The following is a 20,505-nucleotide window of genomic DNA, read 5'->3' as shown; positions in this document are numbered from 1 at the left end:
TGTCGCCAAGATGTTCGAGAAGGTGAAGGCCGGCGGGTGACGCAGCGCCTTGCCTTCTCCCCTTGTGGGAGAAGGTGTCGCCGAAGGCGACGGATGAGGGGTGTTCCAGCTTGGCACTGACAGCACTCCGGCCAACACCCCTCATCCGTCTCGGCGCTGCGCGCCGATCCACCTTCTCCCACAAGGGGAGAAGGCAAAAGCAAATGAGGACGAATGCATATGGATGTTCTTGAGGCGGCCGAGAAACCCAAAGACGATGCCGACGTTCGCGTCGGTCGGCGCGTGCGGGCGTTGCGGCTCGAGCGCCGCCTTTCGCTTGCCGAGCTTGCCGCCAGGGCGGGCGTGTCGATCGGTGCGCTGAGCCAGATCGAGCGCGGCATGTCTTCGCTGCGCGTCAAGGTCATCTGGCCGCTCGCCGCGGCTCTGGACATCGAGCCGTCCGCGCTGATCGCCGACGGCGTCGATGCCGTCAACGATCTCTACTGCGTGCGTGCCAACAGCCGCCGCGCCATCCCGGTGAAGTCGGAGGGCATCGCCAAGGCGCTGCTGTCGCCGCCGGGCGCGACGCTGACCGGCATGCTGGTAACGGTGGAAGCCGGCGGCGGCACCGCGGAAGCCTATGCGCATGCAGGCCATGAGTTTGGCTACGTATTGGCCGGCGAGGTCGAACTCGTGGTGGATTCGACAAAATACGTGCTGAAGACCGGCGACAGTTTTGCCTTCAAGAGCACGCTGTTGCACGCTTTCCGAAATCCCGGCGGCGAGCAATGCCGGATCCTCTGGGTCAACACCACGAAGCCGTCCGAGGTTCGCGATGGCGCCTGATCCCCTTGTTCGACTGCAGGCGGTCTCGAAGATTTTTCCCGGCGGCATCGTCGGGCTCGACGCCGTCGATCTCGACATCATCAGTGGCGAATTCATCACCCTGCTCGGGCCGTCCGGGTGTGGCAAGACCACCAGCCTGCGCGTGATCGCCGGCTTCGAAAGCCCGTCGAGCGGCACGGTGCTGCTCGACGGCCGTGACATCACGGCGCTTCGGCCTTACGACCGGCCGGTCAACACCGTGTTCCAGGACTACGCACTGTTTCCCCACATGAACGTCGCCGAAAATGTCGGCTTCGGCCTGTCGCTGCGCAGATTGTCCGGAGCCGAACAGGCAAAGCGCGTCGGTGAAGCCCTTGATATGGTCGGCCTCGCCGACAAGCTTCGCGCCCGCGTTTCCGAACTGTCGGGCGGCCAGCGGCAGCGTGTGGCGCTGGCCCGCGCCATCGTCTGCGAGCCGCGCGTGCTCTTGCTCGACGAACCGCTTTCGGCGCTGGACGCGCATCTGCGCGAACAGATGCAGGTCGAGTTGAAGCGGCTGCAGTCACGGCTTGGCACCACCTTCGTCATGGTCACCCATGACCAGACCGAAGCGCTGTCGATCTCCGACCGCATCGTCGTCATGAACAAGGGCCGCATCGAACAGATCGCGCCGCCGGCGGTACTGTACGACCGGCCCGCCACGACGTTTGTGGCGAGCTTTATCGGCACCATGAATCTCCTGCAGTCGTATTTCGTCGGCCGCGACGGCGATCGCCTGCGTTTTACCGCCGGCGCCCTGGCGCTGGAGGCAACTTCTGAAACTGGCAAGTCACCCGGGCAAGGCGAGGTGCGGACCATCGGCGTGCGCCCGGAGGACTTGCTGGCAACGACCGAGGCCGCGCCGGGCACGGCGCCGGCGCGCGTCAACAGCGTCGTCTTTCACGGCCGCACGCTGCGGCTGCATGCCGAACTCGAGAAAGGCGCGCCTGTTGTCATCGATGCGCCGCGCCAGGCCGAGGGTTTCCAGTTCAGCGTCGGCGACGTGGCGCATATCAGCCTGCGCCGTGGCGCCAACTGCCCTATGCTGCCCGGCTGACCTGCCCCATCGGCGGCCACAAGCAGTCGGACAACGGCCGCGAAGACGCCGACCGGCGATCCCTGATGTCCTCAAGGTCAAGGGCATCATCTGCTACGGTTTCTGCCATTCACGCTTGACTCAAAGGTCTGTTCCTGTTTTGTTCTATCTGCCAGAGCAAAACGGGAGCGTTCCTTGGCGAGCGTACGCGTATGTACCAAGGCGAGTTCGATTTCGGAATTCCAGAGCCGCCATGGCGGCCTAAGCGGCCGGAGCGCGTCTTCTATGGCTTGTTTTTGCAGCAGAAGGACTATTCGCGGTTTGCGGATTGTCAAAGCCAGCTGTGCGGCCAATGTGAGATAACCGGCTCACGTTTGCTGTATCACCGGTTTCACGTCAGCCTGCAACATGTCGGTGATTACAAAAGGCTGCCAGAGAAAATCATCTTCGCAGCGGCCCGATCGGGGCGGCGCATCGCGATGTCTGAGTTTGATGTCACCTTCCGTCATTTCAGGAGCTTTCCCGGTCGCCCGGCGACGAGGGGCCGCCCGGCCAAGCATCCTTTCGTGCTTCTCGCCGATGACGGACCGGTTTGTGAATTGAGCAGGAAGCTCGGCGCTGAAATGTTGCGCGAAGGCCTCAACGCTTCAGGCGGTTTGGTTCCACATTTGACGCTGGCCTATGACCAGAAACTTATTCCGCAACAGCCTATCGGCCCAATCAGCTTTGTCGCCCGGCAGTTCGTTCTTGTGCACAGCTTCCGCGGACTGAAGAAGTACGTTTTCCCTGAATGTTGGCCGCTCAGGGCGATGTGATGCGCCGATCGCTCACCCTCAAACCATCGTCACAGAGCCGGGCTATATCTATCGTCCTGACACAGCTTGTCAGCTGTCGTGCGGACAAAGGTGGCGGACCAGCAAGCGCTTCCCTACTTCGAGTGCGTCTGAACAGGAGGAACACAAATGACTATCGCGGAAATTGCCAAGGATTTCACCCAACTCCTCAAGCAGGGTGATCACGTCGGTGCTGCCGAAAAGTACAATGCCGACGATATCGCCAGTTACGAGGCTATGGAGGGGCCGATGGCCGTCAGCCACGGCAAGGAAGCTCTCAAGCAGAAGGGCCAGTGGTGGCAAGAGAACAACGAAATGCACGGCGGCTCCGTCGAAGGCCCTTATGTCAATGGCGACCAGTTCGCCGTGCGCTTCACGTTTGACATAACGCCCAAGGCTACGGGCGAGCGCGTCACCATGGATGAAGTTGGCCTGTACACGGTCAAGAACGGCAAGATCACCGAAGAGCGCTTCTATTATTGAGGCAATGCCGTCGGCTTTCCGGAGTCTGCTTTCTTCGCCGCAGGATGAAAAAACAGCATGGCGGCCGGGGCAATGCCCTGGCCGTCATGCAAGGTTCCAAATCGTCTTCACATAGGGTGCGGGCTAGAAAAGCGGGAAGGGCGGTTTTAGGGTGCGGGACGGATTCGACAGCCGGCCCAGGGGAAGCACGCTTTGACGATCACCATGTACGGCATCACCAACTGTGACACGATCAAGAAGGCGCGCGTCTGGCTGGAGAGCCATGACGTGCCTTATCGTTTCCATGACTATCGGGCCGAAGGGATCGAAGCGGGCAGGCTGAATGGCTGGGTCGGCAAGGTCGGCTGGGAAAAGCTGCTCAACAAGGGCAGCACCACATTCCGCGAGCTGCCGGAGGCAGACAAGCAATCGCTCGACGAAAAGAAGGCCAAGGCGCTGATGCTGGCCAAGCCGACGATGATCAAGCGCCCGGTGCTGGAACTCGGCGACAGTATTCTCGTCGGGTTCCAGCCGGATGTGTATGAGCAGGCGGTTGGTGCAAAGTAGATAGGCGGCGATCCTTCGCGCCCCTCTGTCCTGCCGGACATCCCCCACAAGGAGGGAGATTGGCAGCTCCGCTGTCCGACCTTCGTCTTCAACGTTGAAAATTGGCGAAAGCCGTCGCGACATCAATCTCCCCCCTTTTGGGGGAGATGTCCGGCAGGACAGAGGGGGGCGCTGTCCCGCCAGCTTTCGAAAACCGCTTCAATCCCCGCGCAAATACCCTGCCAGCGCCACCGCATTGTTGTGCGCCTCGTCATGCGCTCCGTAGAGCAACGTCACCCGGCCTTTGCCGAGCAAGGCACGCAACTCCGCCACTGCTTGGTCATTGCCGTCGAGCTCGACTCTGTACCGCTTCTGAAACTCTTCCCATCGCGCCGACTCGTGGCCGAACCATTTGCGCAACTCGTCGCTCGGTGCGATGTCCTTCAGCCATTGCGTCAGCGCGGCGTCCTGCTTGCTGACACCACGCGGCCAGATGCGGTCGACCAGGACGCGTTGGCCATCGCCGGGTTCCGGCGTTTCATAGACGCGCTTCACCTTGATGTCGAAGGCCATCACACCTCCACGGCTCGCTCAGGCCCATTCGCCCTTGCGCATCACCGGCACGCGGCTGCCATCCTTGTTGACGCCGTCAATGTCGATCTTGCCCGAACCGATCATCCAGTCGATGTGGATGAAGCTCTTGTTGCCGCCGCGCGCCGCGATCTCGTCCTGGCTGAGCGAGGCGCCATTGACGAAGCATTTCGAATAGCACTGGCCGAGCGCGATGTGGCAGGCGGCATTCTCGTCGAACAGCGTGTTGAAGAACAGCAGGCCGCTGGCCGAGATCGGGGAGGAATGCGGCACCAGTGCCACTTCGCCGAGGCGGCGTGCGCCTTCGTCGGTGTCGAGCACTTTCTTCAAGACATCCTCGCCCTTCGACGCCTTGGCCTCGACGATCCTGCCTTCTTCGAAACGCACCGAGATCTCGTCGATCAGCGTGCCCTGGTAGGACAGCGGCTTCGTGGAGGAGACATGGCCTTCGACGCGCCTTGCATGCGGCGTGGTGAAGACTTCCTCGGTCGGGATGTTGGGGTTGCAGGTGATGCCGTTCTTGGCCGTCGAGGCGCCGCCCATCCACTCATGGCCGTCCGCCAGCCCGACCGTCAGGTCGGTGCCCGGTCCGGTGAAGTGCAGGGCGTGGAAATTATGGCCGTTGAGCCATTCGGTGCGGCCGCGCAGCGCTGCGTTATGCGCCTTCCAGTTGCCGATCGGATCCTCGACGTCGACTCGCGAGGCGGCGAAGATGGCGTCGGCGAGCTTCGCCACGGCGACATCGTCGGCGTCGTCCGGGAAGACTTGCCTGGCCCAGGCCAGATCGGGATAAGCGATAATGTTCCAGTTGATGTCGAAGCCGGTGATCTTTTCCAGCGCCGGCTGGTAGGCCACCGGATTGGCCTTGTTGGCGCGCGCCACCTTGGCCGGGTCCTGCGCCGACAACAGCGAGGGATCCTCGCCGCGCACGGCAAGCCGCGCCGCATTGTTGGAAAAGGCCTTCGCCATGCCCTCATACAGCCAGCCGGCGGCGCGGTCGAAGCCGGCGTCGGCGCCGAAGCGGTAGCGCGCCAGCGTTATCTCGTCATCGTTGAAGATCGGCGTCACCAGTCCGGCGCCGGCCTTGTAGGCGTGTTCGACGATGCGCCTGGTCAGCGGCAGCGCCGCGATCGACGATGTCAGCACCAGATCCTGTCCGGGTTGCAATTGCAGGCCTACCTTGATGGCGACCTCCGCCAGCCTGTCGAGCTTCACCGGGTCGATCGTTGCGGAAACGCCGCGCGAGTGTGTGGTCATGATCCTGCCTGTCGTAGTGGGATGTCTCGTTCAACATAGACCGGTGCCACGCCGCTTTCCACCGCGTTCGTGCCAGCAGGTCCTGCAGTCGCCGATCCGAACCGCGCCATCGTCGCCTCTATCTCTTCCTTGATCCAGACCTTGAAGTCCCGGACCTTGCGGCTCTCGGTCTTGGCCGACGAGGTGACCAGCCAATAGCCGAGCCCGCTCTGGGCGCGGACCCCGAACGGCGCCACCAGGCGCCCGTCGGCCAGTGCATCGGCCGCCAGCAACTGCCAGCCCAGCATCACGCCATGGCCGGCGATCGCCGATTCCAGGCACAGGATCGGATCGGTGAAGCGCGCGCCTTTCTGGAAGGTGACGGGCGGAACGCCGGCAGCGGCGAACCAGCTTTCCCAGTTGATCATAGCCCGTTCGTCGGTGATGGCGCAGGTCAGCGCCAAATCCTCGATCGATTTTAATTTGCCAGCGATCGACGGCGCGCAGACCGGGAAGATCTCCTGCGCCAAAAGCAGTTCTGCTCACCCGCCCGGCCATTTGCCGTCGCCAAGCCGGATGGCGATGTCGATGTCGGAATGGTCGAGATTGGCCAGACGCACCGAGGCGTCGATGCGCAGCAGCACATTGGGATGCCGGGTGAAATGGCGCGACAGCCGCGGCAGCAGCCATTTCGAGGCGAAGGCCGGTGCCACCGAAACCACCAGCGTGCATTGGGTCGCTTCGTCCGCCAGCGCCACCGCGTGGGCAAGCTCGCGAAACCCCGCACCGAGGCGGGTGGCGAAGATGGCGCCGAATTCGGTCAGCACCAGACCGCTCGCCGTGCGCTCGAACAGCGCCTGGCCGAGTTGCTTTTCAGTGCGGCTTATCTGCTGGCTGACGGCGCTGACGGAAACGTTGAGCTCGCTGGCGGCCGCCGCGAGCGATCCGAGACGGGCGACGGTTTCGACGGCGCGAAGACCGTTGAGATGGACGCGGTTGAGCATGGCCATTTGAGTTTTTCTAAACCGACCCGACCGAAATCTCAATTGAAAGACAGGCCGAAACGACAGACCTTGTTGATGGGAGACAGACCCGCGGAGCCGGAAATGCTGAGGATGTTGTCGTCGCTGAAGGTCATGTTCGCCGCGAATGCATCGCATGAGCCACGCTGCGACGACAATACGCAGAGATGGCTGACCGATCCGCTGTCGCATCCGGTGCTGAACACCATGTCGCAGCGTGAACTCGCTGACGTGCCGTTCAGGCTGACGGCGCGGCGGACCGTGCATGAGACCGCTTCATTTCATGCCGGTTTCGGCGGACGCTGCTGAGCGGACGCCACGCGTTCGGGATCAAGCAAAAGTCGAGCGGAGCATGGCGCGCTGAGGCTCCGCTGGCCCAATGAAAGGCGGATTGTTTCACCGGTCGCTGCATTTATTGTGCGCTGCAATGAAATCGGCCAACTCCACAGCGCTGCGTTTCGCCTTCGCAGGCATGATTGCCATGGCCGTGGCCATGGGCATCGGCCGTTTCGTCTATACGCCGATCCTGCCCGGCATGATGGAAGAACTGCATCTGTCGCCGGCCAATGCCGGGTGGATCGCTTCCGCCAATTACCTCGGCTACCTCGTCGGCGCGTTGGCCGCGGCTGGCGGCTGGGCGCATGGGCGCGAGCGTTTGCTGATGCTGACAGGTCTTGGCGCCAGCACCGTGCTTGCCGCGCTGATGGGGCTGACCGACACAATGGTCGCCTTTCTCGTCATCCGTTTTCTGGCGGGTCTCGCCAGCGCCTTCGTCATGGTGTTCATGGCCAGCATCGTTTTCAGCCATATTGCCGCCGCCGGTCGTGGCGACCTGCAGGCCTGGCATTTTGGCGGCGTCGGCCTTGGTATCGCGATATCGGCGGCGATGATGGCGGTGCTGGTCACCGGGCATGCCGGCTGGGCAGCCGGCTGGCTCTGGTCGGCGGCCATTTCGGCATGTGGTTTCGTGATCGTCGCGCTCTTGGCAAACGAAGGCCCGCTCGCCAATGGCGAAACCAGCCGCGAGCCGGCACTGCCGAAAGACCGGTCGCTGATGAAGGTCATCGTCGCCTACGGCCTGTTTGGGTTTGGCTATGTGGTGACAGCGACATTCCTGGTCGCCATCGTCCGGCAAGGCGGTGGCAGCCGCGTTTTCGAGGCCATGGTGTGGATGGTCGCCGGCCTCGCCGGCTTTCCCTCGACCTGGGCCTGGCAGAAGATCGCCACGCGGATCGGGCTCTATGGCGCCTATGCGCTGGCGTGCTTCATCGAGGTGATCGGCGTCACTGCCAGCGTGGCGCTTGGCGGATATTCGGGGCCACTGCTTGGCGGCCTGCTGCTCGGCGGCACCTTCATTGCCATCACCGCGCTCGGCCTGCAGGCTGCGCGGCAGCAGGCGCCGAGGGCGCCCCGGCGCATCTTTGCCTTGATGACGGCGTCGTTTGGCCTTGGCCAGATCATCGGCCCCATCGCCGCCGGGTTTCTGGCGCAGATGTCAGGCGATTTCTTTCTCGCTTCGATCGTCGCCGCGGCCCTGCTGGTCGTTTCCGGCGTCATCACCTCGTCGGCCGCGCCAAAATCGCCATGATTTGTGGTCTTGCTCTGTGCCGGGTATCGGGCAGGCATTTTCTTTCCCCCTAATGTGTGACTTTATGCCCGCCATCATCAGCTGATTTGCGCATCGATCGAGGAATTCGCCCCAGTGTTCGTATCCTTCTTCCCGCGGCCGAAGCTCTTCTTTTCTTCGGCCGCCGTCTGGAGCCTTGCGGCGATCCTGTTCTGGTTTTTTGGTGGTGAGCAACTGGGAGCTGTGTTTGGGCTGCCGCCGGCCGCTGCGGGGACACCGCCGATCATCGGCATTGCCGTTCTGGTGTCGCAGCCGTTCCTCTGGTTCTATATTTATTTCACTATCTGCGTTGGAGCTTTCTACGCCTTTTGGCGCCTTTATGCTCCGCACCCATGGCAGAACTGGTCCATTCTTGTAGCCGCGTTAATCCTCTTCCTGATCTACTTCAATGTACAGATCAGCGTCGCGGTCAACGACTGGTACGGTCCGTTCTTCGATTATATCCAAGGACTGATCTCCAAGACGATCGAATCGACCAATGCCGAGTTTTACGCCCGACTGGGCACATTCGCCTGGTTGGCGCTCATCGGCATGAATGTCAGCGTGGTCAATGCCTTTATCGTCAGCCATTGGATATTCCGTTGGCGGATGGCCATGAACGAACACTTCATGGCGAATTGGAGCAAACTGCGCCACATCGAGGGCGCCTCACAGCGCGTTCAGGAAGACACGATGCGTTTCGCTCAAATCATGGAAGACCTCGGCACCAGTTTCGTGCAGTCGATCATGACGTTGATCGCGTTCCTTCCGGTGCTGATCAAACTTGAGGTTCACATCAGCGAATTGCCAATAGTCGGCGCGGTTCCTCACCCCCTTGTGGTTGCCGCGATCGCCTGGTGTGTGTTCGGAACCATTTCTGTAATGATCGCTGGTATGAAACTGCCTGGCCTCCAGTTCCGCAACCAGCGCGTCGAGGCAGCTTATCGCAAGGAGCTGGTCTATGGAGAGGATCATGCCGAGCGTGCTCAACCTGCTACAACATCGGAATTGTTCAACAACGTCCGTCGAAATTACTTCAGGCTTTATTTCCATTATATCTATTTCAATGTGGTTCGGTATACCTACTTGCAGGCCGACAACATCTTCTCATTCTTTGTGATGGGACCGTCTATCGTGGCGCACAGGATAACACTGGGCGTCCTGAATCAGATACCGAACGCGTTCGGCAGAGTGACCGGCTCGCTGCAGTTCCTGCTCACCTCGTGGTCGACCATCGTCGAGCTGCAGTCGGTTCATAAGCGCCTGCGTGCTTTCGAAGCGACGCTGGAAGGCGAACCTCTGCCGGACATTGATCAACGCTACCTTGCTAGACAGGGTGCAGAGGATCCCGCCTGAGGTTCGGAAAGGCGGCGTCGGTTCAGCCGCCCACGGCCTTGGGCTTCATTCCCTGCCGCTCGACATAGTCGCGGAAGCTGATGCATTCGACATCGGACTTCACGCAGACCTCGCCTGCAAAGCGCTCCAGCGCATTCCAGTAGGCGCCGTCATTCATCAGCGTGAAGTGGAAGCCGAGCTCAAGCGGAATGCGCTTGCCCTGGTATTGTGCGTCGAAGGCTGCGCGGAAAGCGTCATACGTCCGGTTGGCGAACTCGTCCGCCTGGCTTGGCCGTTCGAAGCCGCCCGAGTGGCGGACATAGAGATTATAGTCCATCGCGATCACTGGCCGCGATTTCGGCCCTTCCGGGATCTGCGGCAGTGAAAAGCGGGTGATGCCGCCGACGGTCGGCGGCCGGGCAGGGCCCTGTGAGACGCCGCTGGCGTCGAACTGGTAGCCGGCGGCGGGCAACGCTTCGTAAAGCGCCTTGCTGGTCGACAGATAGGGGGCACGGAAGCCAATCACCGCATGCCGCGCGAAGGCGTGCCAGCCTTCCGGTTCGGGCGTGATGCCGTTGATCGTGTAGGCGTTCTCGAGAATATGCTCGAACCAGGCGAACTCTTTCAGCCAGTCGGCTTTGCTCCAGTCCTTGCCGTCGAAATGGCCGCAGGCGTGGCTGGCGACGTCATGCCCCTCAAGGGCGGCAAGGCCGATCTGCTCAAGCCGCTCGGCCACTTCCTGCTTGGAGGCGGCAAAGCCGATGTTGGATTTGCCTGCCGTCTTTCCAGGCGCGGTGTATTCCTTGCGCGTCTCTGGCGACAGCAGAAAGACGCAGGATAGAAAATAGGTGAAATGCGCGCCGGTGCGCTGTGCCAGCGCGCGACTGCGCTTCCACTGCGAGACATCGCGGGCGCTGTCGAACGAGATGATGACGACCTGCTTCGGCTTTGCCGGCATCGGTGGCGCGGGAGGATCGGCCAGAGCCCCGCCGGCGGCGGCGAGCGAGGCAAGTGAGAACGCGACAACGCGACACAAACAAGACACAGGCAAGATTTACAGGCTCCGGCAATCAGAAAGCCGGCTATCGCCTAAATGTGGCGCTGATGCGATTGGCCTTTTCGTCCGTTTGCCCGGGGCAAACATCCGTTTGCCCCGGGGAATAGGCGATTTTCCGGTCGAACCCCTTCCATGCCGACAAAATTTCGCTAAAACGCGGGCTCATGAACCGCCCCGGCCCGGGGCAGGAATGGTTTGATTGATGTCCGACGACAGTTTTATCCGTGAAGTCAACGACGAGATCCGTCGCGAGCAGGCGCAGGCGCTGTGGGACCGTTTCGGCCCGGCCTTGCTTGCCGTTGCGGTGCTCGTGGTGCTCGGCACCGCCGCCTTCGTCGGCTATCGCTATTGGGACGAGACACGCGCCAACCGATCCGGCGACGCCTTCTCGCAGGCCTTGAAGCTTGCCAATGACGGCAAGAACGACGAGGCACTGGCCGCGCTCGATCAGTTGGAGAAGGATGGCTACGGCGCCTATCCGCTGCTTGCCCGCATGCGCGCCGCGACTGTCAAGGCGAACAAGGGCGACGTCGATGCCGCCGTCAAGGATTTCGACGAGGTCGCGGCCGACACCGCCATCCCCCAAGGCATTCGCGACATGGCGCGGCTGAGGGCAGCACTTCTGCTTGTCGACCACGGCTCTTTCGCCGATGTCTCCAGCCGCGTCGAGGCGCTGACATCGGACACCAACACGCTGCGTCATACCGCGCGCGAGGCTCTCGGCCTTGCCGCCTGGAAGGAGGGCAAGACCCAGGATGCGCTGAAGCTGTTCGACCAGATCGCCGCCGATGACGGCGCCCCTCGCAACACGCGCGAGCGGGCGACCTTGATGTCCGAGCTGATCCGCGGCTCGGGCAGCGCGTCGTGATTTCGGATGACGTTCAAGGTAGCCATCATCGGCCGGCCTAACGTCGGCAAATCGACTCTCTTCAATCGGCTGGTCGGAAAGAAGCTTGCGCTTGTCGACGACACGCCGGGTGTTACACGCGATCGCCGTGTCCATGCCGCCAAGCTTTACGACCTGCATTTCGACGTCATCGACACCGCCGGTTTCGAGGACGCCGGCGCCTCGACCTTGCCCGGACGCATGCGCGCGCAGACCGAGATCGCCATCCGCGAGGCGGATCTGATCTTCTTCACCATCGACGCCAAATCCGGCCTGCTCCCGGACGACAGGACCTTTGCCGAGATCGTGCGAAAGTCCGGCAAACCGGTCGTTCTGGTCGCCAACAAGGCGGAGGCGAAGGGCGCGCAGGGCGGCATGCTGGAGGCCTGGGAACTCGGCCTCGGCGAGCCGATCCCGGTCTCGGCCGAACACGGCCAGGGCATGCCCGATCTGCGCGATGCGGTCATCGCGGCGCTCGGCGAGGAGCGCGCCTTCGGCGAGGACGATGAGGGCGACGAGGAGGTCGCCGCCAGCGAAGTGCTGATCGGCGAGGACATCGCCGATCCGGATGCCGAGGATGCGCCTGCCTATGATGATACCAAGCCGATGCGCATCGCCGTTGTCGGCCGCCCGAACGCCGGCAAGTCGACGCTGATCAACGCGCTCATCGGCGAGGAGCGGCTGCTGACCGGGCCGGAAGCCGGCATCACCCGCGATTCCATCTCCGTCGATTGGGACTGGCGCGGGCGCCGGATAAAACTGTTCGATACGGCAGGCATGCGCCGCAAGGCCAGGATTCACGAAAAGCTGGAAGTGATGTCGGTGCAGGATGGCTTGCGGGCCATCCGTTTCGCCGAGATCGTCATCATCGTGCTCGATGCCACCATTCCCTTCGAGAAGCAGGATCTGCAGATCGCCGACCTGATCATCCGCGAGGGCCGGGCGCCGGTGATCGCCTTCAACAAATGGGACCTGATCGACCACCCGCAGGAACTGCTTGCGGAACTGCGCGAGAAGACCGAGCGGCTGCTGCCGCAGGTGCGCAGCATCCAGGCGGTGCCGGTCTCGGCCGAGACCGGGCGTGGCCTCGACAAGCTTATGGACGCGGTATTGAAGACCCACAAGGTCTGGAACAGCCGCGTCTCGACCGGCAAGCTCAACCGCTGGCTCGAGGCCATCCTGGCGCATCACCCGCCGCCCGCCGTTGCCGGGCGCCGGCTGAAGGTCAAATATGTCACCCAGGCCAAGACGCGGCCGCCGGGCTTCGTGGTCCAGTGTTCACGGCCGGACGCGATGCCGCAGTCCTACGTGCGCTATCTCTCCAACAGCCTGCGCGAAGCCTTCGACATGCCCGGCGTGCCGATCCGCATCGCGCTGCGCACCTCGGACAATCCGTTCGCCGGCCGGGCCAAGAAGCGCGGTTGAACCTCGGCGCCGATCAGGCCACGGCCCACAGACCGGTTTCGCTGGCCCTCGTGCTTTCCGGCAATGCCTGTCGCGCCGCTTCCATCAATATGTCCGCGAGGCGAGCCGCCACCGGCTCGATTTCGGCATCCCGGCGATGCAGGAACAACGCCATTTTCGGCAGCGCCGGCAGGCCCGCGATCTCCGGCATTATCGCCTTGACGCTGGCCGGCAGGCCGATGTCGGTGCGGATCGTCAGTCCCAGCCCTGCGGCCACCGCCGCCCAGATGCCGCCAAGGCTCGGGCTTGAGAAGGCCATGCGCCAGGGCAGCCCGGCGCGGTCGAGCGTTTCGGTCGCCACCGTGCGCAGAAGGCAGGGCGCCTCAAACGCGACCAGCGGCAGGGGCTCGCCGTCACGCAGGCCGTTCTCGATGCGTTTCGCCGGGCCGATCCAGCGCATTTGAACATCGGCGACGTGCTGGCTGTAAGGCAGTGTGTCGCCGTTGTGCCAGGCGAGTGCGATGTCGAGGCTGCCTGACATCACCCTCTCGGCAAGTTCATGGCTGCGCGCGATCCTGGCTTCGATCTTGACCCTGGGGTGGGCTCGGGCGAAGCGGCCGAGCACGTCTGGCAGCACCGCTTCGCCGAAATCCTCCTGCAGGCCGAGCCGTATCCAGCCTTCCAGTTCGACGTCATGAATGGCCGCCGCCGCCTCGTCGTTCAGGTCGAGCAGCCGGCGCGCATAGCCAAGCATGGTCTCGCCGGCCTCTGTCAAGGCTAGGCCGCGCCCCGATTTGCGGAAGATCGGCGTCGCCGCCTGCTCTTCCAGTTTCTTCAACTGCGCGCTGACCGCCGAGGTCGATCGGCCAAGCCGGTCGGCGGCCTTGGCAAAGCTGCCGAGCTCCATGCCGGTGACGAAACTTCTGAGCACGTCCAGGTCGAATGTCACGCGTTGCATCGGAATAGTCCTGTTTTTCAGGATGAATTGTCAAAAACTTACTGATTTTAGGGACGGATTTATGGCGATAGAGAGATGCCGTCAAGGTCCAAGTCGCTGGACCGTCACGGGAATGAAATCATGTCCGTTATCGTCGACCGCACCGACCGACAGCCAACCCAAATCCTGCAAGACGGGACCGCCGGCCTTGCCGGGGGGAAATTCAAGCCTGGCCATCGGAGGAAGGTCCTGGGCACCGGCGTCGCCGCGAACGCCAGTTTCTCCGCGACTTTCTCCGGCATACCGGCAACGGCCGTCGTGCTTCGCCAGGGCTACCATCTGAGCAACGCCGAACTTGGCGTGGCGCTCGGCCTTCTCGGGCTGGGGGTGGCGCTCAGCGAACTGCCCTGGGGTCTGCTCACTGATCGCTGGGGCGACCGGCGCGTGCTTCTGATCGGGCTCGGCGCGACGGCGACCTGGCTCCTCGCCATGGCGATGCTGGTGGTGCCGACAAAAGCCGGCGTTCCCGATGTCACGCTCCTGTCGGCAAGCCTTCTACTCGCGGGGCTGCTCGGCGGCAGCGTCAATGTTCTTCCCTTGATGCTCATTGTCGCGGGCATCTCGGTTTCCGCCTGGCACGGCGTCGCCTATACAGAGCTCGCCACACTTGCCGGAACCGGCCATGTCGGAACCGCGCTCAGTCTTGCCAACACCTTTGTTTTTGTCGGCTTCTTCCTGGTGCCGATGGCCATTCCCGGGCTCCTGCATCTCTGGTCGTGGTCCGGTGTCTGGCTGGCGGCCTCCGTCTGCGCCCTGATCGCCCGGCCGGTCTTCCTGCGGCCGGCATTCGCCGCAAAACCGCCCGACTTCGAAGCCACGACCTTGAGCCGACTGAGAAAACCCGATCGATCCCGTTAACGTCCCATCAAGGTTAATGCATCATTTTGCTCTCCAGTGGGGTCAGTAGCGTTCCTGGAGAGAGTTCCGTGCATCGACGTGTGTTGAAGCGGCTTGTTGCCGCCGCCGGTGAGAAACGCAGCTTCGTATCCCCGCTCATCATCGGTCTCGGCATCTGGATCGGCTTCCCGACCGTCGCCGCCTACCAGGACATGACGAGTCTGGTGTCCGGCCTTGAGGCACCGACCGCGCGCTGGAATTCCTATGTCGAAAAATCCGTTGCCGGCTCGGTTCATGCCGCCGAGATGCCGTTCGTCGATTCTGATAAAACCGCGTCGCTCTCCGGGTCCGGCGTGCGCCTTCCCGGCGTCGGCTCCGTCTCGTTCCGTGGCAAGGGCGGCAAGGTCAGCGCGACGCCGGACGAGGACCGCGTCGTGCGAGCCGACAAGAAGGGCCGCATCGTCCAGGTGTCTCCCGTTGCACCGCCGAAGAACTTCAACGCCGGGTCGATCTTCCAGCGGACCTCCTCCCTGATGCGGCCGACCATGGACAGCGGCCTGAAGATGGCGTTCGCCAAGCCGCAGATCAAAGGCAAGGAAATCCAGATCGCCTCGGAATTCCATGCGCGTGAGGACAAGAAGCCGGATCCGGGCGTGCCGGCCATGCTTGCCGCCCTGGTCAACAACTCCCATCCGGATGTGCTGGCGACCGCCTATGCGCAATCCGCGCCGGACTATGCCAAGGCCTCGCCCTTCGAAGCCCTGCTTCAGGACGAACAGCCCAACAGTGGCCGCTTCATTCCGCCGATGGCCAAGGGTGACCATTGGTGGATCCAGAACCCGCTTCCAGCCAGCGTCTTCTCCAAGCCCGAGCAGAAATGCCTGGCCAACGGCATCTATTTCGAGGCGCGCGGCGAATCCGTGCGCGGTCAGGCCGCCGTCGCCCAGGTTATCCTCAACCGCGTCCGCAATCCCGCCTATCCCGACTCGATCTGCGGCGTCGTCTACCAGAACGACAGCTGGTTCAACCGTTGCCAGTTTTCCTTCGCCTGCGACGGCAGGAAGAAGCGCATCGACAATCCTGTCGCCTACAAGACCGCGCAGGATATCGCCATGGCCGTGACCGCCGGCAAGATCTTCATCCCGGAGGTCGGATCGTCGACGCATTACTACGCCCAGTATGTCCATCCGGGCTGGGCGCGCACGATGCAGAAGATGACCAAGATCGGCCTGCATATCTTCTATCGCACCTACGGCGGCGGCTGGAGCTGAGGCCCCGGCAGCCGCCGATCTTTTCATGCGCTTGCGCGGCTGATTGGGGAGCCATTGCCGGGGGGATTCGTGCAACGCATCCCCATCCTCGTGGCGGGCACGATGTCGCACCTCTCTAATGGATTGATTTCATTGCCTAAAATACATCACAATGAACTTCCGCCCGTGGCTTGACGGGCGCAAACCCTCTAACTATGTTGCCGGCGACTTTAGAAGCGGACGGACGGTGACGGTCTGACCGGGCAGGGGGGTTACGATGGCCGATAAAAGCAGGCCAGACGGAACCGGAGAAACCGGCCGCGGCAAGCAGCATGAAGCCGGCATCCGCGATGACGATCTTGAGCGACGTCGGCGTGAACTTGAAGCATCGCTTGCGACAAGGCTGCCGAACCGGCGCGAGGGGAAAGACGACGCGAAAGCGGGCAGTGCGGCCGGTTATGGCCAGGCGGTCAAACTCTCCAGTGAATTTATCGCTGGCGTGGTGGTGGGCGCCGGCATCGGCTGGATCATCGACCGTATGGCGGGGACATCGCCGTGGGGTCTGATCGTTTTCCTGCTGCTGGGTTTTGGCGCCGGCGTGCTCAATGTCATGCGTTCAGCGGGCGTTGTGGCGGAATTCGGACAGGGCGACAAATCGCGCTCTGACCGGGACGACAGCAAATAGCCGCTCTCGCGGCAATGGTAATTTAGCCGTACGCGGCATTGACGGGGTTAGAACGTGGCAGCTGACAAGGTCGATCCGATCCACCAGTTCCATATCATCAAGCTGATTCCGATTAATATCGGCGGCTACGATCTGTCCTTCACCAATTCGGCGCTGTTCATGGTCGCGACCGTGTTCGTGGCGGCGGCGTTCCTGTTCCTGACGACGTCGAGCAGGAGCCTGATTCCCGGCCGACTGCAGTCGGTCTCCGAGATGGCCTATGAATTCGTCGGCAACATGTTGCGCGATGCGGCCGGCACGCAGGGCATGAAGTTCTTCCCCTTCGTGTTCTCGCTGTTCATGTTCGTGCTGGTCGCCAATCTGCTCGGCCTGTTCCCCTATTTCTTCACCGTTACCAGCCATATCATCGTCACCTTCGGCTTGGCCATCCTGGTGATTGGCACCGTCATCGTCTACGGCTTCATGAAGCATGGCCTTGGCTTCCTGAAGCTGTTCGTGCCGAAGGGCGTGCCCCTCGTGATGATGGTGCTTGTTGTTCCGATCGAGGTGATTTCCTTCGTATCGCGCCCGGTCAGCCTCTCGGTTCGTCTGTTCGCGAACATGCTTGCCGGTCACATCACGCTGAAGGTGTTTTCGGGGTTTGTCGTCAGCCTGAGCGCGCTGGGCGCGCTTGGCGTTGCGGGTTCGATCTTGCCGCTGGCCATGGCGGTGGCGTTGACGGCGCTGGAACTGCTCGTGGCGCTCCTGCAGGCCTATGTCTTTGCGGTGCTGACCTGCATGTATCTGAACGACGCCCTGCATCCTTCGCACTAATTGGAGTTTCCGGCATGGCTGCCGGATGGAATCGCAACGGAATTTTAGATCCAAAGGAGTTGAACAAATGGACGTGGAAGCAGCAAAGTACATCGGCGCCGGCATCGCTTGCCTGGGCATGGGTGGCGCGGGTATTGGCCTGGGCAACATCTTCGGCAGCTATCTCTCGGGCGCGCTGCGCAATCCGTCGGCGGCCGATGGCCAGTTCGGCCGTCTGATCTTCGGTTTTGCCGTGACCGAAGCTCTGGGCATTTTCTCCCTTCTCATCGCGCTTCTGGCCCTGTTCAGGTAAGCCTTGCGCCATCTGGCCCAACGCCAAGGCGTTCGGGGCTTGAATTTCGGGGATAGCCCATGTTCGTGACATCTGCCTTTGCGCAAGAGTCCGCGCCTGCCACCACGGAAGGCGACACGCATTCCGGTACCGGCGTGCCTGCGGAAGCACACGGCGCGTTCCCGCCATTCGATCCTGCGACGTTCCCGTCGCAGCTTCTGTGGCTGGCGATCACGTTCGGGCTGTTCTACCTCTTCCTGAAGAGGGTGGTGATGCCGCGTGTCGGCGGCATCATCGACGTCCGCAACGACCGCATCAGTCAGGATCTCGACCATGCGGCCAGGTTGAAGGGCGAGGCCGACGCTGCCGTCGCTGCTTACGAGCAGGAACTGGCGGAAGCCAAGAAGAACGCCAACTCGATCGGTCAGCAGGCCAACGATGCGGCCAAGGCGGAAGCCGAGACCGCTCGCAAGAAGATCGAAGCCGCGCTCGATGAGAAGCTTGGCGAGGCCGAGGCGCGCATTTCTTCCATCAAGGCCAACGCCATGAAGGAAGTCGGCACTATTGCCGAGGATACCGCTTCGGCGATCGTCGAGGCACTTGTCGGCGGCAAGGCCAGCAAGGCCGAGATCGCGGCCGCGGTCAAATCCGTGGCCCGGTGAGGAGCGCATCATGGACGCTACATCTCTCGCAACGCTTTGGGCCACGATCGCCCTCGTCATTTTCGTGGTCATTGCCATCTACATCAAGGTGCCCGGGCTGATCGCCAAGGCACTTGATGCGCGCGCCGCCAGGATCAGCAGCGAGCTCGACGAGGCACGCAAGCTGCGTGACGAGGCTCAGCAACTGCTCGGCCAGTACCAGAAGAAGCGCAAGGAAGCCGAGCAGGAGGCTGCCGCCATCGTCGCGGCCGCCAAGCGCGAAGCCGAACTGCTCGCCGCCGAGGCGCACAAGAAGACCGAGGACTATGTCGCCCGGCGCACCGCGCTGGCCGAACAGAAGATCGGTCAGGCCGAGCGTGAGGCGATCGGCGAAGTGCGTGCCAGCGCCATCGACATCGCCGTCGAGGCCGCCCGCGCGCTGCTCGCCGCCAAGATCGACGTCAAGGCCGGGGCCGACCTCTTCAAGGCTTCGCTCGCGGATGTGAAGGCCAAGCTGAACTGAGCGGTTCTTGAACCGCGGACATGAAGCCGCCCGGGCAACCTGGCGGCTTTTTTGTTACGCACGGATAATCTCCCCCGTTCCGACCGCGAGATCGATTGCGAGGAGGCAATGGAGCCGCCGCCTTTGAAGGTTTCGGCGAGCATCCTACTGTGGTTGGCTAATATCGCGCGGCGGGTGCCCGGTGACTCGGCTGAACACCCGCGAGAAGGCGGCCGCGCTGTCGTAGCCGACCTGTGCTGCGACGGTCTTGACAGGTTTGCCCTTACCAAGAAGCTGGCGCGCGATCGTGATGCGCCAGACCGTCAGGTATTCAATCGGTGGCCGACCGACCAGCTTCCGAAAATGCTCGGCGAAACGCGAGCGTGACATGCCTGCGACTTCGGCGAGCTCCTCGAGCTTCCAGGGCTTCTTCGGCGCTTCGTGTATCGCCGTCAGCGCCTTGACGAGGCGTGGGTCGGCGAGCCCGGCGAGAACGCCGGTCGAGACAACGCCGCATTCAATGACGTGTCGCACGATCAGGATCAGGAGATACTCGAAGAGCCGGTCGAGCGCCGTCTGGCGGCCACCACCTTCCGCGAACGCTTCGCCGACCAGCAGGTCACAAACCGGCCGCAGCGCCGGATGCTCCGCGAGCGGCAGGACCACGCATTCTGGCAGGCCCAGTGCAATGGGATTGCCCTCCGCACCCCCGAGTTCGACGGTTGCGCACACGAGGTCGGCCCCGCGCCTGGAATCAACCGCGAAGTCATGGGTCCGCCCACGCGGAAAAAACAGCAGGGTTGGCTCAAGGAATTCGAGATCGGCCTCTCCGCTCCGGCTGACCCTGAGCTCGCCAGCCTTGAGCATGTGCAGATGACCCACACCAGTGAATTGCAGCGCCTGGCACAGGGTCCCGGTGAAGAACGTCTGAGCGGTTGGCGTGACATGGGTAAAGAGGGCGGCCAACGGGTCCATTGGGACGATCAGCAAAGTTATTGGCACCGAAGAGTACCTGGAGTGCTGCATATAGGAGTGGCGTGCAATCAACACAAGGAACTCTGACATGCCCCGTATCGCTCCTATCGACACTGCCCATGCCGACGCTGCCGTCCAGACCACGCTGGCGGGCGTCAAAGCCAAAATCGGCATGGTGCCGAATCTTTTTTCCACCTTCGCCCAATCGCCCGCCGTGCTGAACGGCTACCTCGCTTTGTCCGATGCCCTTGGCAAGGGCGTGCTCACGGCGACGCAACGCGAGATCATTTCGCTCGCTGTCGGGCAGGCGAACGAATGCTCTTATTGTCTCTCAGCTCATACGCTGATGGGCAAGGGCGCAGGCTTGTCCCCGGAAGGAATTCGCAAAGCCCGCGAGGGCAACGCCGAAACCGCGCTGGACGCCGCCGTTGCCTCGTTGGCGCGTCGTCTCATCGACGTGCGGGGGCAGGTCCTGGATGCGGATCTTGTCGCAGCGCGTTCGGCCGGTCTCGGCGATGCTCACATCGTCGAGATTGTCGCAAATGTCGCCATCAATGTGTTGACCAACTACACCAACAACGTCGCGTTGACGGAGATCGATTTCCCCAAGGTCGACGTCGAACTGCGCTCTGCCGCCTGACCCGATGGGCGCGGCGCACAATCAGTCCGGCGCCGCG

23 protein-coding genes and 1 pseudogene are annotated in these 20,505 nt (G+C 62.6%); 18 read left to right on the top strand and 6 right to left on the bottom strand.

Features of this window, described 5'->3' with window-relative positions:
• Positions 1–219: 219 nt before the first annotated feature.
• The 5 genes from FJ958_RS11705 (at position 220) to FJ958_RS11685 (ending at position 3,741) form a co-directional block, all read left to right on the top strand.
• Positions 220–825, top strand: coding sequence for a cupin domain-containing protein (locus FJ958_RS11705; protein ID WP_140742640.1), 606 nt, complete (start codon positions 220–222; stop codon positions 823–825).
• A complete protein-coding gene (locus tag FJ958_RS11700) occupies positions 815–1,900 on the top strand; it encodes an ABC transporter ATP-binding protein (protein WP_140742638.1) in 1,086 nt (361 codons plus the stop codon). The genes FJ958_RS11705 and FJ958_RS11700 overlap by 11 nt, the downstream gene beginning before the upstream one ends.
• A 191-nt stretch (positions 1,901–2,091) precedes the next feature.
• Positions 2,092–2,694 (top strand): 2'-5' RNA ligase family protein, encoded by a 603-nt coding sequence (locus tag FJ958_RS11695; RefSeq protein ID WP_140742636.1) that lies wholly within the window; start codon positions 2,092–2,094, stop codon positions 2,692–2,694.
• Positions 2,695–2,841: 147 nt separating this feature from the next.
• Positions 2,842–3,195: a nuclear transport factor 2 family protein gene (locus tag FJ958_RS11690; RefSeq protein ID WP_140742634.1), complete on the top strand. Its 354-nt coding sequence runs from the start codon at positions 2,842–2,844 to the stop codon at positions 3,193–3,195.
• A 192-nt stretch (positions 3,196–3,387) separates the two neighbouring features.
• Positions 3,388–3,741: an ArsC family reductase gene (locus tag FJ958_RS11685; RefSeq protein ID WP_140742632.1), complete on the top strand. Its 354-nt coding sequence runs from the start codon at positions 3,388–3,390 to the stop codon at positions 3,739–3,741.
• A gap of 198 nt (positions 3,742–3,939) precedes the next feature.
• On the opposite strand, the gene FJ958_RS11680 is transcribed toward FJ958_RS11685, so the two are convergent.
• From FJ958_RS11680 to FJ958_RS11670, 3 genes and pseudogenes are all read right to left on the bottom strand, one after another.
• Positions 3,940–4,293, bottom strand: coding sequence for a DUF488 domain-containing protein (locus tag FJ958_RS11680; RefSeq protein WP_140742630.1), 354 nt, complete (start codon positions 4,291–4,293; stop codon positions 3,940–3,942).
• An 18-nt stretch (positions 4,294–4,311) separates the two neighbouring features.
• On the bottom strand, positions 4,312–5,568 hold the full coding sequence (locus tag FJ958_RS11675) for an aminopeptidase (RefSeq protein ID WP_140742628.1): 1,257 nt from the start codon (positions 5,566–5,568) through the stop codon (positions 4,312–4,314).
• A pseudogene (locus tag FJ958_RS11670) lies at positions 5,565–6,557 on the bottom strand (LysR substrate-binding domain-containing protein). Before FJ958_RS11670 ends, FJ958_RS11675 begins: the two are co-directional and overlap by 4 nt.
• Before the next feature lie 96 nt (positions 6,558–6,653).
• On the opposite strand from FJ958_RS11670, the gene FJ958_RS11665 reads away from it, so the two are divergent.
• The 3 genes from FJ958_RS11665 to sbmA all read left to right on the top strand — a co-directional run bounded on the left by FJ958_RS11665 (position 6,654) and on the right by sbmA (position 9,531).
• A complete protein-coding gene (locus FJ958_RS11665; protein WP_140742626.1) occupies positions 6,654–6,878 on the top strand; it encodes a propionyl-CoA synthetase in 225 nt (74 codons plus the stop codon).
• A 118-nt stretch (positions 6,879–6,996) separates the two neighbouring features.
• Positions 6,997–8,157 carry a YbfB/YjiJ family MFS transporter gene (locus FJ958_RS11660; protein WP_140742624.1) on the top strand — a complete coding sequence of 387 codons (1,161 nt, stop codon included), beginning with the start codon at positions 6,997–6,999 and terminating at the stop codon, positions 8,155–8,157.
• A gap of 114 nt (positions 8,158–8,271) precedes the next feature.
• Positions 8,272–9,531, top strand: a complete 1,260-nt coding sequence (sbmA, locus tag FJ958_RS11655) for a peptide antibiotic transporter SbmA (protein ID WP_140742622.1) — start codon at positions 8,272–8,274, stop codon at positions 9,529–9,531.
• 22 nt (positions 9,532–9,553) lie between these two features.
• On the opposite strand, the gene FJ958_RS11650 is transcribed toward sbmA, so the two are convergent.
• On the bottom strand, positions 9,554–10,555 hold the full coding sequence (locus tag FJ958_RS11650; RefSeq protein ID WP_140742672.1) for a polysaccharide deacetylase: 1,002 nt from the start codon (positions 10,553–10,555) through the stop codon (positions 9,554–9,556).
• A gap of 214 nt (positions 10,556–10,769) precedes the next feature.
• Between FJ958_RS11650 and FJ958_RS11645 the strand changes: the two genes are divergently transcribed.
• Positions 10,770–11,435, top strand: coding sequence for a tetratricopeptide repeat protein (locus tag FJ958_RS11645; RefSeq protein WP_140742620.1), 666 nt, complete (start codon positions 10,770–10,772; stop codon positions 11,433–11,435).
• Between the two features lie 6 nt (positions 11,436–11,441).
• The gene (gene der / locus FJ958_RS11640; protein ID WP_140742618.1) at positions 11,442–12,878 is read left to right on the top strand and encodes a ribosome biogenesis GTPase Der; all 1,437 of its coding nucleotides are present in this window, start codon (positions 11,442–11,444) and stop codon (positions 12,876–12,878) included.
• 13 nt (positions 12,879–12,891) lie between these two features.
• On the opposite strand, the gene FJ958_RS11635 is transcribed toward der, so the two are convergent.
• Positions 12,892–13,815 carry a LysR substrate-binding domain-containing protein gene (locus FJ958_RS11635; protein ID WP_140742616.1) on the bottom strand — a complete coding sequence of 308 codons (924 nt, stop codon included), beginning with the start codon at positions 13,813–13,815 and terminating at the stop codon, positions 12,892–12,894.
• Between the two features lie 120 nt (positions 13,816–13,935).
• On the opposite strand from FJ958_RS11635, the gene FJ958_RS11630 reads away from it, so the two are divergent.
• The 7 genes from FJ958_RS11630 (at position 13,936) to FJ958_RS11600 (ending at position 18,874) form a co-directional block, all read left to right on the top strand.
• Complete coding sequence (locus FJ958_RS11630; RefSeq protein ID WP_140742614.1) at positions 13,936–14,712, top strand: MFS transporter; 777 nt, start codon at positions 13,936–13,938, stop codon at positions 14,710–14,712.
• A 68-nt stretch (positions 14,713–14,780) separates the two neighbouring features.
• Positions 14,781–15,962 carry a cell wall hydrolase gene (locus FJ958_RS11625; protein WP_140742612.1) on the top strand — a complete coding sequence of 394 codons (1,182 nt, stop codon included), beginning with the start codon at positions 14,781–14,783 and terminating at the stop codon, positions 15,960–15,962.
• A gap of 256 nt (positions 15,963–16,218) precedes the next feature.
• Positions 16,219–16,626 (top strand): AtpZ/AtpI family protein, encoded by a 408-nt coding sequence (locus FJ958_RS11620; RefSeq protein ID WP_140742610.1) that lies wholly within the window; start codon positions 16,219–16,221, stop codon positions 16,624–16,626.
• A 54-nt stretch (positions 16,627–16,680) separates the two neighbouring features.
• Positions 16,681–17,439 (top strand): F0F1 ATP synthase subunit A, encoded by a 759-nt coding sequence (locus FJ958_RS11615; RefSeq protein ID WP_140742608.1) that lies wholly within the window; start codon positions 16,681–16,683, stop codon positions 17,437–17,439.
• A 67-nt stretch (positions 17,440–17,506) separates the two neighbouring features.
• A complete protein-coding gene (locus FJ958_RS11610; protein WP_140742606.1) occupies positions 17,507–17,731 on the top strand; it encodes a F0F1 ATP synthase subunit C in 225 nt (74 codons plus the stop codon).
• Positions 17,732–17,790: 59 nt separating this feature from the next.
• Positions 17,791–18,372, top strand: a complete 582-nt coding sequence (locus FJ958_RS11605; protein ID WP_140742604.1) for a F0F1 ATP synthase subunit B — start codon at positions 17,791–17,793, stop codon at positions 18,370–18,372.
• Between the two features lie 10 nt (positions 18,373–18,382).
• Positions 18,383–18,874 (top strand): F0F1 ATP synthase subunit B, encoded by a 492-nt coding sequence (locus FJ958_RS11600; protein ID WP_140742602.1) that lies wholly within the window; start codon positions 18,383–18,385, stop codon positions 18,872–18,874.
• Between the two features lie 144 nt (positions 18,875–19,018).
• Here FJ958_RS11600 and FJ958_RS11595 read toward each other — a convergent pair whose 3' ends face one another.
• Positions 19,019–19,918, bottom strand: a complete 900-nt coding sequence (locus FJ958_RS11595) for an AraC family transcriptional regulator (RefSeq protein ID WP_246679582.1) — start codon at positions 19,916–19,918, stop codon at positions 19,019–19,021.
• Between FJ958_RS11595 and FJ958_RS11590 the strand changes: the two genes are divergently transcribed.
• Positions 19,917–20,468: a carboxymuconolactone decarboxylase family protein gene (locus FJ958_RS11590; RefSeq protein ID WP_140742598.1), complete on the top strand. Its 552-nt coding sequence runs from the start codon at positions 19,917–19,919 to the stop codon at positions 20,466–20,468. The genes FJ958_RS11595 and FJ958_RS11590 overlap by 2 nt on opposite strands.
• Positions 20,469–20,505 lie beyond the last annotated feature (37 nt).

Origin of the sequence: Mesorhizobium sp. B2-3-5 (genome assembly GCF_006442395.1) — a bacterium.
Taxonomy (GTDB): Bacteria; Pseudomonadota; Alphaproteobacteria; order Rhizobiales; family Rhizobiaceae; genus Mesorhizobium.
The sequence above is the reverse complement of the archived record's forward strand: the minus strand, read 5'-3'. Positions and strand labels throughout refer to the sequence as shown.